Origin of the sequence: Modestobacter caceresii, from assembly GCF_000761485.1 — a bacterium.
Classification (GTDB): domain Bacteria; phylum Actinomycetota; class Actinomycetes; order Mycobacteriales; family Geodermatophilaceae; genus Modestobacter; species Modestobacter caceresii.
Genome location: NZ_JPMX01000024.1, coordinates 28,277 through 41,773, shown reverse-complemented (window position 1 = coordinate 41,773; position 13,497 = coordinate 28,277). Strand labels below are relative to the sequence as shown.

Below are 13,497 nucleotides of genomic sequence, written 5' to 3'. Positions count from 1 at the left end.
CGCCGACCGGCTGGGCATGACCGGGTCCATGCGCCTTCCCAAGCCACGGGGTCCCGTCAGCGCCGCGCTGTGCGCGGACCTCACCGCCGGGTCGACCCTCAGCCCCCGCACGCTCGCCGCCGCCGAGGGGCTGGCCGCCTCGGTGGCCGACCCGCTGACCGACGACGACCTCCAGCTGACCCTGGCCGTCTGCTACGAGCTGCACTACCGGGGCTTCGACGAGGTGGACGACGCCTGGGAGTGGGACCCGGAGCTGCTGCGGCTGCGCGCCCTGCTCGAGCAGCGGCACCTCGCAGCGCTGCGGGCCCTGGTCACCCCGGTGGAGGTCACCGACGAACCGGTCGACCAGCAGCTCACCGCCGTGATCGCCGCCGATGACGGACCGTCGCTGTCGAGGTATCTGGCCAGGCACGGCACCCGCGAGCAGTGGCAGGAGTACCTCACGCTGCGGTCGGTCTACCACCTCAAGGAGGGCGACCCGCACACCTGGGCCATCCCGCGGATCAGCGGGCGGGCCAAGGCGGCAATGGTGGAGATCCAGGCCGACGAGTACGGCGGCGGGTCGGCCGAGCGCATGCACAGCCAGCTGTTCGCCGGGATGATGGCCGACCTCGACCTGGACACCGGGTACGGCGCGCTCTGGGACGACGCCCCCGCGGTGGCGTTCACGTCGGTCAACACCATGTCGCTGTTCGGGCTGCACCGCCGGTTCCGCGGGGCGTGCCTGGGCCACCTGGCCGCGGTGGAGATGACCTCCTCGGAGCCCAGCCGCCGCTACTCCTCCGGGCTGCGGCGCCTCGGATTCGGGGAGCAGACCAGCGTCTTCTACGACGAGCACGTGGAGGCCGACGCCGTGCACGAGCAGATCGCCTCGGTCGACATGTGCGGCTCGCTGGTGTCCGAGGACCCGTCACTGGCCGCCGACGTCCTGTTCGGCGCCCAGTGCTCGCTGGCCCTCGACGGCCTGACCGCCGAGCACCTGCTGGGCGCCTGGGAGGCCGGGCGTTCCGGTCTGCGTGAGGAGCAGCCGGTCGCCGCCTGAGGCGACCGGCTGCCCGGCCTCAGCGGAGGCCGAAGACGGAGAGGGTGCCGTCGTCCTCGTTGCTGGCGACGAACAGGCCGCGGGACGGGATGGCGAGCAGCCCTTCCGGTGCGTCGCCCACCGGCAGCACTTGGAGCAGCTCCGGTGCGGCGTCGCGGTCGGTGTCGTAGACCAGCACGGCGTCACCGCGCTCGGCGCCGATGAACGTGTGGTCGACCCCGCGCATCCGGGCCACCTCGGCGCCCTCGAACTCCGCGCCCTTGTCGTCGCTGCGCCCGTCCGGGTAGGCACGGGCGGCAGCCAGTGCCCGCTCGGCGGAGCTGCCGCTGCTGTGCAGCACCGTGCCGTCCTGACCGAACACCGTCCAGCCACGGCCACCGCTGGGCTCGTCGGCCAGGTCCCCCTCGTCGGCGGTGACCAGGTTGCCCCGCAGCGTCCACTGCACCGTGTCCGGCTCACGGGGGGCGACCAGCGGGTCGTCGAAGGCGACGACGTCGTCGTCAGCGGTGTCGGCGTCGGTGCGGGTGACCGTGCCGGCCGAGAAGGAGCCGACCACCGTGTGGCGGGCCAGGTCGACCAGCGCGATCGCGTTGTTCTCCTGAAGGGTCACGGCGGCGATGTCCCGGCCGTCGACGTCGACGAACTCCGGCTCCGGGTCCTCGGCGAACACGGCGCCCGGCAGCCCGGTCAGCTCCACCCGGCCGACCGTCCACGCGCTCACCGGGCCGCGCAGGTCGACCACCGAGAGGAAGCCGGCCGGCAGCTGCGGGAGGCCACCCTCCACGTCCCCGACCTCGATCTCCTCGTCGCGCTGGTTCTCGATGGCGATGGCCGCGAAGACGCCGCTGGGGCCGATGTCGATCGAGTCCGGCTGGCCGCCCAGGTCGATGGTCCGCACGATCGCGCGCCGGGGCAGGTCGACGACCGCCAGGTGGCCCGAGGGAGAGGCCAGGTCGGTGGTGGTGTTGACGGCGACCAGGGCGTACCGCGCGCTGGAGGTGATCGTCACCGAGGTCGGTGAGCCACCCACGTCGATGGCGCCCCGGTCCCGCAGTGCGCGGGGGTCGCTTAGGTCGACCAGTCCGATCCGACCGAGCTCGGAGTCGCTGTAGACGACCGTCCGCCCGTCCGGCGTCGCGGAGATGATCTCGGCCACCTCACCCGCCACCGGGAACGTGGCCAGCGGCGTGAAGGTGCGCGCCGGTGCGGCGGCGGCCGGGCCGGCGGCGGCCAGCAGGGCGAGCGCGCTGAGCGAGAGCACGGCGGTGACGGGACGGAGCGGACGACGGAGCACGGGCCACCTCGGGAGTTCGGGTCAGGGTCGCCGCCGACCCTGGTACGCCCGCACGGCCAGCAGGTGGCCCACCGGCGAACACGCGGTGGACCAGGGCCGACGTCCGCTCAGGCCGGGGGCCGCTGCCCGTCGTCGGCCTCGCGGCCGGCCTCCTGGAACAGCCGGGCCGCCGGGCGTGGACGCGACGGGGCGCTGCCGGAGTGGAACCCGGCGAGCTTGTGGGTGCCGTCGCAGAAGGGCTTGATCCCGGACTTCCCGCAGCGGCACAGCGCCACCGTCTTGCGACCCGGATCGATCTCCTGGCCGTCGGTGTCCACCAGCTGGAAGTTGCCGCGCACGATCAGCGGGCCGTCCCGGTAGGGCGTGATGGTGGCCGTCGGCTCGTCGGCCGGGGGCTCGTCGCGCACCCGGGCGTCGGTCACGTCGGCGGCGTCGGCGGACACGGGGACCGAGCTCTCATCGGTGGGCACCGGTCGATGGTGCCCGGGACCGGTCGTGCTCAACCGACCACCCCGTCGGCTGTGCGCGGGCGGCCGTCCACCTGCTCAGCCCTCCTCGGTCCGGCCGTAGAAGACCCGCTCCACGACCGTGCGTGCGTGCCGGGTGACCCGCCGGTACTCGTCCAGGAACTGCCCGGCGTCGGTCTCCGGCCCGTACCCGCACGCCCGCGCCACCCCGCTGAGCTCGAGCCCCTGCCGGGGCAGCTGGTCACCCGGCCGACCGCGGACCAGGAAGACCGCGTTGCGTGCCCGGCTGGCCAGCTCCCAGGCCGCCCGCAGCGCGTCCCGCTCCTCGTCGTCGAGCAGGCCTGTCTCCGCCAGCGCCTCCAGGGCCGCCACCGTGCCGGTGACCCGCAGCGCCGGGTGCGTCGCGGCGTGCTGGAGTTGCAGCAGCTGCGCGGTCCACTCGACGTCGGCCAGCCCACCCCGGCCGAGCTTGGTGTGCGTGGCCGGGTCGGCGCCGCGGGGCAGCCGTTCGCTGTCCACCCGGGCCTTGATCCGACGGATCTCGGCCACCTGCTCGGTCGACAGCCCGGCGGCCGGGTAGCGCAGCGGGTCGATCAGCGCCACGAACTCCCGGCCCAGCGCCTCGTCCCCGGCCACCGGCTCGGCACGCAGCAGTGCCTGCACCTCCCAGGTGGAGACCCAGCGCTCGTAGTACTCGGCGAACGCGCTCAGGCTCCGAGACATCGCGCCCTGCCGGCCCTCGGGGCGCAGGTTGGCGTCCACCTCGAAGGCCGGGTCGGGCGCGGGTTCGCTCAGCAGCCGGCGCAGGGCGTGCGCGATGGCGGTGGCCGCCGACGTGGCCCGGCCCTCGTCCGCGCCCGGGCGGACGCGGTGCACGAAGAGGACGTCGGCGTCCGAGCCGTAGCCCAGCTCCGCACCGCCCAGCCGGCCCATCCCGATGACCGCGACGTCGACCGGGACGTCGGCGACCGCCAGCCCGGTCTCGGCCGCCCAGCTGCGCACCGCGGCGTCCAGGCCGGCGCGCAGCGTGGCCACCGCGACGTCGTACAGGGCCTGGCCGACCCGGAGCACGTCCAGCCGGCCGAGCAGGTCGGCGCAGGCGATCCGCAGCAGCTCCTGGCGGCGCAGCGACCGCAGCACCTGCACGCCGGCGCTCGGGTTGTCGGCCCGGGCCACCGCCTGCCGCCACGCCGAGGTGAGCGCATCCGCGCTGCGGGGCTCCAGCTGGGCGTCGTCGGCGAGGATCCGCATCGCCTCCGGCGTCCGGGTGAGCAGGCCGGCGACGTACTGGCTCGAGCCCAGCAGCACGGCGAGCCGCTCGGCGGCCTGGCCCTCGTCCCGCAGCAGCCGCAGGAACCACTGGTCCTTGCCCAGCGCCTCGCTGACCTTGCGGTAGGCCAGCAGCCCGGCGTCGGGGTCGGCGCAGGAGGCGAAGGTCTGCAGCAGCACCGGCAGCAGGTAGCGCTGCATCGACGCCGACCGGCTCAGTCCACCGGTGAGCGCGGTGAGGTGCCGCAGCGCGCCGTCGGGGTCGGCGAAGCCGAGCGCCCGCAGCCACTCCCCCGCTGCCTTCGGACCCAGCTGCAGCTGCTCGCCCGGCACCCGGGCGACCGAGGACAGCAGCGGCCGGTAGAAGAGCTTCTCGTGCAGCCGGCGCACCACCCGGGTGTGCAGGGCCAGCTCGGCCTGCAGGACGGCGACCGAGTCGCCGCGGTCGTCGGGCTTGTAGCCCAGCGAGCGGGCCAGCCAGCGCAGCTGGTCACCGGCCACCGGGAGCAGGTGGGTGCGCCGCAGCCGCAGCAGCTGCAGCCGGTGCTCGACGGTGCGCAGGAAGCGGTAGGAGGCGATGAGCGTGGCGGCGTCGTCCCGCCCGATGTACCCGCCGGCGCCGAGCACGGTCAGCGCCGGGATCGTGCCGCCGGCGCGCAGCGAGACGTCGGCCCGGCCGTGCACCAGCTGCAGGAGCTGGACGCTGAACTCGACGTCGCGGAGCCCGCCGCGGCCGAGCTTGAGCTGCCGCTCGGCCTGGGCGGCCGGGATGTTCTGCTCCACCCGGCGGCGCATCGCCTGGATCTCCGCGACGAAGCCGGGGCGGTCCCCGGCCTTCCAGACCAGCGGCCAGATCTCGTCCACGTACTCCCGGCCGAGCCCGGGGTCCCCGGCCACCGGCCGCATCTTGAGCAGGGCCTGGAACTCCCAGGTGCTGGCCCACTGGTCGTAGTACGCGCGGTGCCCGGCGACGGTGCGCACCAGTGCACCGGCCTTGCCGTCCGGGCGCAGCGCTGCGTCCACCTCCCAGGCGGCCTGCCCGCAGATCCGCATCAGCGCACTGGCCACGCGCGCCGCGCCGGCCGTCGCCGCGGCGTCGTCCTCCCCGTCGACGGGCTCGGCCACGAAGACCACGTCGACGTCGCTCACGTAGTTCAGCTCCCGGCCACCGCACTTGCCCAGCGCGATGACGGCCAGCCGGCACGGGGTGGCGTCGGCCGGCTGCTCGGCGAGGGCCACGGCGAGGCCGGCGGTGAGCACGGCCCCGGCGATGTCGGACAGCTCGGCGGCCACCTCGTCGGCGGGCAGCCCGTCGCCGAGGTCACGGCCGGCCAGCGAGAGGACGGCGCGCAGGTGGGCGTGCCGGAGGTCGCGGACCCGGGCGGGGTCGGCGTCGGGTGCGGCGGTGCCCAGCCGGACCCCCCACGGCGGGTCGTGCGGGTCGGCCCCGACGGCGAACAGCAGCTGCTGCTCGAGCTCCTGCGGGCTGGGGCGGGCGGCGCGGTCCTCGGTGTCCAGCACGACCCAGTCGGTCGGGTGGGCGGCCAGGTGGTCGGCGAGACCGGCGGAGGCCCCCAGCACGGCGAGCAGCCGGGAGCGCACCGTCGACGAGCCCCGCAGCCGGGCCAGCAGCGCGGCCGCGAGCTCGCCGTCGGAGTCGGCGGCGTCGAGGGCCTCGACCAGCCGGGCCAGCGAGCGGACGGCGAGGTCCGGGTCGCCGGCGCGGGCCAGCGCGGAGACCACCGGCGCCGCCTCGGGGTCGGCCGGCTCGTTGCGCTCCAGGTCCCACAGGCCCAGCTCCGGGGATGCCAGCAGCCGGGCCACCCGGGCGCCGTCGTCGAAGCCGAAGCGCACCAGCCGGACGACGGCGCGGCGGGGCACCTCGTCGTCGAGCTGCGGAGCGGCCGCCACCGTCAGCCCCTGGCGGTGGCGCGAGCGCGCACCAGGTCGGCGAACCGGGCCGCGAAGGGCGCCCAGACCTCGGCGAGGTCCGGGTGCACGGCGGTCGCGCGGGCACAGATCGTCTCGACGTCCAGGCCGCTGCTGGCCACCCCGACCGCGTCGCCGTCGGCCCACTGCCGCACCAGCGCCGGGTCGGTCTCGATGTGGAACTGCAGGCCGTAGACGTGCTCACCGACCCGGTAGGCCTGGTGCTGGTACCGCGGGTTGCTGGCCAGCAGGGTCGCGCCGGCGGGCAGCCGGTCGATCTCGTCGTGGTGCCACTGGAGCACGTCCGGCGACAGCGGCAGCGGCGCGAACAGCGGGTCGGCGTCGGCGGAGTCCCGCTTGGCCACCAGCGTGGCCCCCACCTCCGGGCCGTCGGCGCCGACCCGGGTGCTGCCGCCACCGACCTGGGCCAGCAGCTGGGCGCCCAGGCAGATCGCCAGGGTCGGGATGTCGGCCGCGACCGCCTGGCCGAGCAGGTGCCGCACGCCGACCAGCTCGGGTGAGGTCTGCTCGTCGTCCAGCGAGGACTGCGGGCCGCCCATCACCAGCAGCCCGTCGACCTCGGTCAGGTCCGCCGGCAACGGCTCACCGCCGGACAGCCGCCGCTCGTCCAGCTCCAGCCCGGCGTCGCGCAACCACTCCCCCAGCCGGGTCGGCGGGTCGGTGTCGGAGGGGACGACGACGAGCAGACGGGCCATGTTCGCAGCGTAGTGAGCGGCGTCGGGTCTGGACTGGAACGGCCCCCTCGCAGGGCTCCGGGCCGAGCTGGCGAGGCCTGGGGGGCGAGGGGGTCCTTCTACAGGCCGGGGAGGTAGCGCTTCAGCTCGAAGGGGGTGACGTTCTGGCGGTAGGAGTTGAACTCCTCCCACTTGTTCCGCAGGAAGAAGTCGAAGACGTGCTCCCCGAGGGTCTCGGCGACGAGCTCGCTGCCCTGCATCGCGGTGAGCGCCTCGCCGAGGGAGACCGGCAGGTCCTCGTACCCGGCCGCCCGCCGCTCCGTGTCGGTCAGCGACCAGACGTCGTCCTCGGCCTCGGGCGGCAGCTCGTAGCCCTTCTCGATGCCGCGCAGGCCGGCGGCCAGCAGCACCGCGAAGGTGAGGTAGGGGTTGCACGCGGAGTCCGGCGAGCGGACCTCGACCCGGGCGGAGTTGCCCTTGTTCGGCTTGTAGGAGGGCAGCCGCACCAGCGCCGACCGGTTGGCCCGGCCCCAGGTCGCCGCGGTGGGCGCCTCGGTGCCGGCCAGCAGCCGCCGGTAGGAGTTGACCGTCTGGTTGGTGACCGCGGTCATCTCCCGGGCGTGGGTGAGCAGCCCGGCGATGAACTGCTTGCCGGTGGTCGACAGCCGCATCGGGTCCGCCGGGTCGTGGAAGGCGTTGCGGTCGCCCTCGAACAGCGACAGGTGGGTGTGCATCGCCGAGCCGGCCAGCTCGGTGAAGGGCTTGGGCATGAACGTCGCGTGCACGCCCTGGGCCAGCGCCACCTCCCGGACGACGTGCCGCAGCGTCATGATGTTGTCGGCCATCGACAGTGCGTCGGCGTAGCGCAGGTCGATCTCCTGCTGGCCCGGGGCGACCTCGTGGTGGCTGAACTCCACCGAGATGCCCATCGCCTCCAGCGCGAAGACCGCCTCCCGGCGGAAGTCGTGGGCCACGTTGTGCGTGGAGAGGTCGAAGTAGCCCCCGACGTCGGCCGGCTCGGGGGGCGTGCCGTCGCTGGGCAGGTCCTTGAGCAGGAAGAACTCGATCTCGGGGTGGGTGTAGAAGGTGAACCCCATGTCGGCGGCCTTGCCCAGCGCCCGCCGCAGCACGTGCCGCGGGTCTGCCCAGGCCGGTGAACCATCGGGCAGCGTGATGTCGCAGAACATCCGCGCGGTCTCGCTCGCCTGCCCACGGGAGCCCGGCATGACCTGGAACGTGGCCGGGTCGGGCTTGGCCAGCATGTCGGACTCGTAGACCCGGGCGAAGCCCTCGATCGCCGAGCCGTCGAAGCCGATGCCCTCCGCGAACGCGGCCTCGATCTCGGCCGGGGCCACCGCGACGGCCTTCAGGTAGCCGGAGACGTCGGTGAACCACAGCCGCACGAAGCGGATGTCGCGCTCCTCCAGGGTGCGCAGGACGAACTCCTGCTGGCGGTCCATGCTCGCCATGCTCCACTCCAGTCGTGACAACGGTGTTACGTGGTCCCAGCCTGCCCCCTCGGAGGGGCCGGGCGGAACAGGCACCCCGGACCGGTCGCACGCCGCCGCTCATGTGGCGTGAACCACACCCGCCCGGGGAGTCCCCACCTGGGCGACCGGGTGGGGCGGCGACCACACTCTCCGGTGTGAGTGATCAGCAGCGGACGGCGGAGTCGGCGCGGCAGTTGCGGGTGGCCCTGGCCCAGGTCGACACCCGGGTCGGCGACCTCGCGGGCAACGCGGAGCTGGTCGTCGAGTGGACCCAGCGGGCCGCCGGCCGCGATGCCCACCTCGTGGTGTTCCCGGAGATGACGCTGACCGGCTACCCGGCCGAGGACCTGGTGCTCCGGGAGTCCTTCGCCCGGGCCAGCGAGCAGACGCTGGTCGAGCTGGCGGGCACGCTGGCCGAGCAGGGCCTGGGCGGCACCGCCGTCGTCGTCGGCTACCTGGCGCACACCGAGGGAGCCGGCCCCGCCCCGGTGGACGCGATCCCGACCGACGCGGACGACGCCCCCGGCGACGCCAACCCCCGCCGGGGCGCCCCGCGCAACGCCGCCGCCCTGCTGCACGGCGGGGAGGTCGTGGCCCGCTACCACAAGCGCCACCTGCCCAACTACGGCGTCTTCGACGAGGCCCGCTACTTCGTGCCCGGCACCGAGCTGCCGATCGTGCGGCTGCACGGCGTCGACGTCGCGCTGACCGTCTGCGAGGACCTCTGGGTGGAGGGCGGCCCGTGCGGGGTGGCCGGGCAGGCCGGCGTCGACCTCGTCGTCTCCCCCAACGCCTCCCCCTACGAGCGCGCCAAGGACGACCTGCGGTTGCCGCTGGTCCAGCGTCGCGCCGCGGAGGCGAACGCCCCGATCGTCTACTGCAACCAGGTGGGCGGCCAGGACGAGCTGGTCTTCGACGGCGACTCGCTGGCCGTCTCCGCCGCCGGCGAGTTGCTCGCCCGCGCCCCGCAGTTCGTCGAGCACCTGCTCACCGTCGACCTGGCGGTGGACCCGGCGGCCGTGCCGGACCGACGGCAGGGCCGGATCGGCCCGATGACCGTCACCCGGCACCTGGTGTCCGAGCAGCCGGTGGCCGCCTACCCGGCGCAGCCGGGCACGGTGGCCGAGCCGCTGAGCGACTGCGAGGAGGTCTGGCGGGCCCTGGTGCTGGGGCTGCGCGACTTCATCGACAAGAACGGCATGCCCTCCGTGGTGCTCGGCATGTCCGGCGGCATCGACTCGGCGGTGGTGGCCGCGCTGGCCGTCGACGCCCTGGGCGCCGACCGGGTGTTCGGCGTCGGGCTGCCCTCGCGGTGGTCCAGCGAGCACTCCCTGGCCGACGCCGCGGACTCGGCGGAGCGCCTGGGCATGCACTACTCCGTCGTCCCGATCGCCCCGGTCGTGACGGCGTTCGAGGAGGCGGTTGAGCTGTCCGGCGTCGCCGCGGAGAACGTCCAGGCCCGGGTGCGCGGGACGCTGCTGATGGGGCTGTCCAACCAGCACGGCCACCTGCTGCTGGCCACGAGCAACAAGAGCGAGGTGGCCGTCGGTTACTCCACGCTCTACGGCGACGCCGCCGGTGGCTTCGCCCCGATCAAGGACGTGCTCAAGACCCTCGTCTGGGACCTCGCGCGGTGGCGCAACGCGCACGCCCGGGATCGCGGCCAGGTGGAGCCGATCCCGCAGAACTCCATCGACAAGCCACCGTCGGCCGAGCTGGCCCCCGGGCAGCAGGACAGCGACTCGCTCCCCTCCTACGAGGAGCTCGACGCCGTCATCGCCGACTACGTCGACCGTGACCTGGGGCTGGCTCAGCTGCTCGAGCGCGGCCACGACCCCGAGGTGGTGGCCCGGGTGCTGCGGCTGGTCGACCTGGCCGAGTTCAAGCGCCGCCAGTCCGCGCCGGGCACCAAGATCTCGCTCAAGGCGTTCGGCCGGGACCGCCGGCTGCCCATCACCAACCGCTGGCGGGAGAGCCTGCCCAGCGTCCGCGAAGGAGCGGCCCGATGACCGAGTCCCCCCTCTACGGCGGCACCGCCACCGCCCGGGTGCGCGTCCACCACCTGCAGCAGGCCAAGGAGCGCGGCGAGAAGTGGGCGATGCTCACCGCCTACGACACCTATGCGGCCGCGGTGTTCGAGGAGGCCGGCATCCCGGTGCTGCTGGTCGGTGACTCCGCGGGCAACGTCGTCCTCGGGCACACCTCGACCGTGCCGGTGACGGTGGAGGACCTGCTGCTGATGACCAAGGCGGTCACCCGCTCCACGAAGCGCTCGCTGATCGTCGCCGACCTGCCGTTCGGCAGCTACGAGTCCGGCCCGCAGCAGGCCTTCGACACCGCGGTGCGGTTGATGAAGGAGGGCGGGGCGCAGGCGGTCAAGTTGGAGGGCGGCGTCCGGGTGGCGCCGCAGATCCGGCTGCTCACCGAGGCCGGCATCCCGGTGATGGCGCACATCGGCTTCACCCCGCAGAGCGAGCACGCCCTGGGCGGTTTCCGGGTGCAGGGCCGTGGCGCCGGGGCCGAGCAGCTGCTCGCCGACGCGCACGCGGTGCAGGACGCCGGCGCGTTCGCCGTCGTCATGGAGATGGTGCCGGCCGAGGTCGCCGGGCAGGTCACCAAGGAGCTGTCCATCCCGACGATCGGGATCGGTGCCGGGCCCGACTGCGACGCCCAGGTGCTCGTCTGGCCGGACATGGCCGGGATGACCTCGGGGCGGGTGCCGAAGTTCGTGAAGAAGTACGCCGACCTGCGCGGCGAGCTGCTCCGGGCCGCCCAGGAGTACGCGGCAGAGGTCCGCGAGGGCTCCTTCCCGGGGCCGGAGCACTCTTTTGAATAGCGACCCCCCGGGCCGCATCGCGGCCAGGAGCCGTCCCGGCTGCCACTGAGCCGCTTGGTCCGGGCCCGGCGGGAGCCTCCGGCCCCGCGCCGAGCCCGGACAGCGGCCTCCCGGCCGCAAGAGCGCGACTACACGTCGGTGATGCGGACGCCGGCGTGGGCCTTGTAGCGGCGGTTGACCGACACCAGGTTGATCGTCAGCGCCTCGACCTGGCGGGCGTTGCGCAGCCGGCCGGCGTAGACCCCGCGCATCCCCGGCAGCCGGCCGGCGAGGGCCTGCACCAGGTCGGTGGCCTCCCGGACGTCGCCGACCACCATCACGTCGCCCTCGAGCGTCGGCTGGGAGAGGTCCTCCAGCGTCACGGCCGAGAGGTGGTGGAAGGCGCCGACGACGGAGCTGTCCGGCAGCAGGGCGGCGGCCTGCTGGCACACACTGCCCTCGGCAACGTCCAGCACGTAGGCGCCCAGCTCGTCCCAGCCCATCGGGACGACGCAGTCGACGACGACCTTCCCTGCCAGCGGGGTCGCCAGCTCGGCGAGGGTGTCGGCGTGCCCGGCGTACGGGACGGCGACGATCACCAGGTCCGCAGCACCGGCCACGTCGTCGTTGGAGCCACCCCGGACCGACACCCCGACGCCGCCGGCGGCTGCATCGGCCCGGGTGGCCACCTCGCCGGCGACCTCCTCGGCGCGTGCGGCGTCCCGGGATCCCAGCAGCACCCGCTGCCCGGCCGCGGCCAGCCGCACCGCCAGGCCCCGCCCCTGCGGCCCCGTGCCCCCGAGCACGCCGACGACGAGGTCCTCCATCGCGCGTCCGTCCGTCACGACTCCTCCTGATCCTCCGGGCGCCCTCACGGACGCCCCCTGCCGACGATCATGCCCCGCGCGACCGCACCCGGCCGCGCGGGTCGGCTCAGCCCCGGCCCTCCTCCCAGGCGCGGTCGGCGGCGTCGGCCGCCTCGTTCCGCTCGGCGACCTTCTCCAGGGCGGCCTCGGCCTCCGCACGGTCGTCGTACGGGCCCAGGCGGTGCCGCTCGGCACAGCCGTCCCGCGTCTCGACGGCGTGGTGCTTCAGGCAGTAGAACCACGGTCCCTGCGCCATCGTCGGCTCCTCTCGTGGTGTCCGGCTCGTCGTGTCCAGCTGGTGGTCTCCGGCTCGTGACGTCCAGCCTCGCATCCGCTGGTCGTCCTCGCCGTGGGCCCGGCCGTTGCGCCTGGCAACAGAACCGGTTCCGGAAATGACACGCCCCATCCCGTTCTGCTGAGCCCTCACCTGCGGCATGCTCCTGCCCATGACGGGGGGCCACACGCCCAGCACACGGCGCGACGGGGAGTCGACCCGTGCGGCGCTCGATCCCCTGCGCCCCGGTCGGGGGCCGGAGAGCGCCCTGGTCGCCGGGGCGCTGGCGGTGCTGCTCGCGGTGAGCGCGGTCCTGGGCTCGATCAACCTCTTCATCGACGGAGCTGTACGCGAGGGCGCCAGCCGTCCGGTCTACGCCGTCACGCTGGGCGCCTGCCTCCTGCTCGCCGCTGCCCTCGGGGTGCACCGGCGCGCCGGTGAGGCCGCGACCGTCGCCCTCGTGCTGTTCGGCGACCTGGTCTACGTGGTGTTCGCCTGGGCGACCGGCGACCCGCTGCGCTACGCCCCTCCCCTGATGCTGCTGTTCACCTGCCTCGTCGCCGCCTGGTTCCTCGGCATCCGTGCGCTCGCGGTGCACATGGTCGCCGTCGTCGTGGCCTGCTGGCTCGCCCTGGCCGACAGCTACCCGGGCACCGCCGGGCTCGTCGTCGCCGTGACGGCCAGCGCCGGGCTGCTCAACGCCGCCACCTTCGGGGTCTTCGTGCTGCGCCGGCGGGTGCAGCGCCTGCTGACGGCGACCCAGGCGCTGTCCTCCACCGACCCGCTGACCGGCCTGGCGAACCGGCGGTCCCTGGTCGACCAGGCGCCACGGATCTGGCGGCAGGCCCGGCGCGACGGCCAGCGGGTGGCGGCCCTGGTCCTGGACCTGGACCACTTCAAGCGGCTCAACGACACCTACGGCCACGCTGTCGGCGACGCCGTCCTCCGCGAGGTGTCCGACGCCCTGGCCGCCAGCGTGCGCCCGGCCGACATGTTGGCGCGCACCGGCGGGGAGGAGCTCGTCGTGCTCGGGCTGGTGTCCGACCCCGACGTGGCCTGGCGGCTGGCGCAGCGACTCCGGTTGGCCGTCGTGGACAGCGAGTGCGGACGGCAGCGGGGGGTGACCGCCTCGATCGGGGTCGCGCTGGCCGGCCCGGTCGACGGCGAGGACCCCACCGACGCGCTGTGGCGGCTGGTCGACCGCGCCGACGCCGCCATGTACGAGGCGAAGCAGGGCGGTCGGGACCGGGTGGTCGTGGCCGGCAGCCTGCTCGCCCCCCGCCCCCCGGTCGCCGGTGGCTCACGGCGTGGTCCGGGCGGCGGCGGGATGGCCTGAGCGGGAGCGGCGACCCACCG

The 13,497-nt window shown here is 74.5% G+C and carries 11 protein-coding genes; 4 read left to right on the top strand and 7 right to left on the bottom strand.

What is annotated here, in order from left to right; all coding sequences use genetic code 11:
- Positions 1–28 precede the first annotated feature (28 nt).
- Positions 29–1,042 carry an iron-containing redox enzyme family protein gene (locus IN07_RS07550; protein ID WP_052091005.1) on the top strand — a complete coding sequence of 338 codons (1,014 nt, stop codon included), beginning with the start codon at positions 29–31 and terminating at the stop codon, positions 1,040–1,042.
- A 19-nt stretch (positions 1,043–1,061) separates the two neighbouring features.
- On the opposite strand, the gene IN07_RS07545 is transcribed toward IN07_RS07550, so the two are convergent.
- From IN07_RS07545 to IN07_RS07525, 5 genes are all read right to left on the bottom strand, one after another.
- Complete coding sequence (locus tag IN07_RS07545) at positions 1,062–2,336, bottom strand: hypothetical protein (RefSeq protein ID WP_052091004.1); 1,275 nt, start codon at positions 2,334–2,336, stop codon at positions 1,062–1,064.
- 107 nt (positions 2,337–2,443) lie between these two features.
- Positions 2,444–2,806 (bottom strand): CDGSH iron-sulfur domain-containing protein, encoded by a 363-nt coding sequence (locus IN07_RS07540; protein WP_231558043.1) that lies wholly within the window; start codon positions 2,804–2,806, stop codon positions 2,444–2,446.
- A 75-nt stretch (positions 2,807–2,881) separates the two neighbouring features.
- On the bottom strand, positions 2,882–5,983 hold the full coding sequence (locus tag IN07_RS07535; protein WP_231558042.1) for a bifunctional [glutamine synthetase] adenylyltransferase/[glutamine synthetase]-adenylyl-L-tyrosine phosphorylase: 3,102 nt from the start codon (positions 5,981–5,983) through the stop codon (positions 2,882–2,884).
- 2 nt (positions 5,984–5,985) lie between these two features.
- Positions 5,986–6,717 (bottom strand): type 1 glutamine amidotransferase, encoded by a 732-nt coding sequence (locus IN07_RS07530; RefSeq protein ID WP_036334806.1) that lies wholly within the window; start codon positions 6,715–6,717, stop codon positions 5,986–5,988.
- Between the two features lie 98 nt (positions 6,718–6,815).
- A complete protein-coding gene (locus IN07_RS07525; RefSeq protein ID WP_231558041.1) occupies positions 6,816–8,165 on the bottom strand; it encodes a glutamine synthetase family protein in 1,350 nt (449 codons plus the stop codon).
- Positions 8,166–8,341: 176 nt separating this feature from the next.
- On the opposite strand from IN07_RS07525, the gene IN07_RS07520 reads away from it, so the two are divergent.
- Together IN07_RS07520 and panB are read left to right on the top strand one after the other, a co-directional pair.
- On the top strand, positions 8,342–10,195 hold the full coding sequence (locus tag IN07_RS07520; protein WP_052091003.1) for an NAD+ synthase: 1,854 nt from the start codon (positions 8,342–8,344) through the stop codon (positions 10,193–10,195).
- On the top strand, positions 10,192–11,022 hold the full coding sequence (gene panB, locus IN07_RS07515) for a 3-methyl-2-oxobutanoate hydroxymethyltransferase (RefSeq protein WP_036334804.1): 831 nt from the start codon (positions 10,192–10,194) through the stop codon (positions 11,020–11,022). The genes IN07_RS07520 and panB overlap by 4 nt, the downstream gene beginning before the upstream one ends.
- A 128-nt stretch (positions 11,023–11,150) precedes the next feature.
- On the opposite strand, the gene npdG is transcribed toward panB, so the two are convergent.
- Complete coding sequence (gene npdG, locus IN07_RS07510) at positions 11,151–11,846, bottom strand: NADPH-dependent F420 reductase (RefSeq protein WP_036334803.1); 696 nt, start codon at positions 11,844–11,846, stop codon at positions 11,151–11,153.
- An 88-nt stretch (positions 11,847–11,934) separates the two neighbouring features.
- Complete coding sequence (locus IN07_RS07505; protein WP_036334802.1) at positions 11,935–12,123, bottom strand: hypothetical protein; 189 nt, start codon at positions 12,121–12,123, stop codon at positions 11,935–11,937.
- Positions 12,124–12,313: 190 nt separating this feature from the next.
- Here IN07_RS07505 and IN07_RS23855 point away from each other — a divergent pair, with 190 nt between their 5' ends.
- Entirely contained in the window at positions 12,314–13,477 is a 1,164-nt protein-coding gene (locus IN07_RS23855) for a GGDEF domain-containing protein (RefSeq protein WP_081975266.1), read from the top strand.
- Positions 13,478–13,497: the final 20 nt, after the last annotated feature.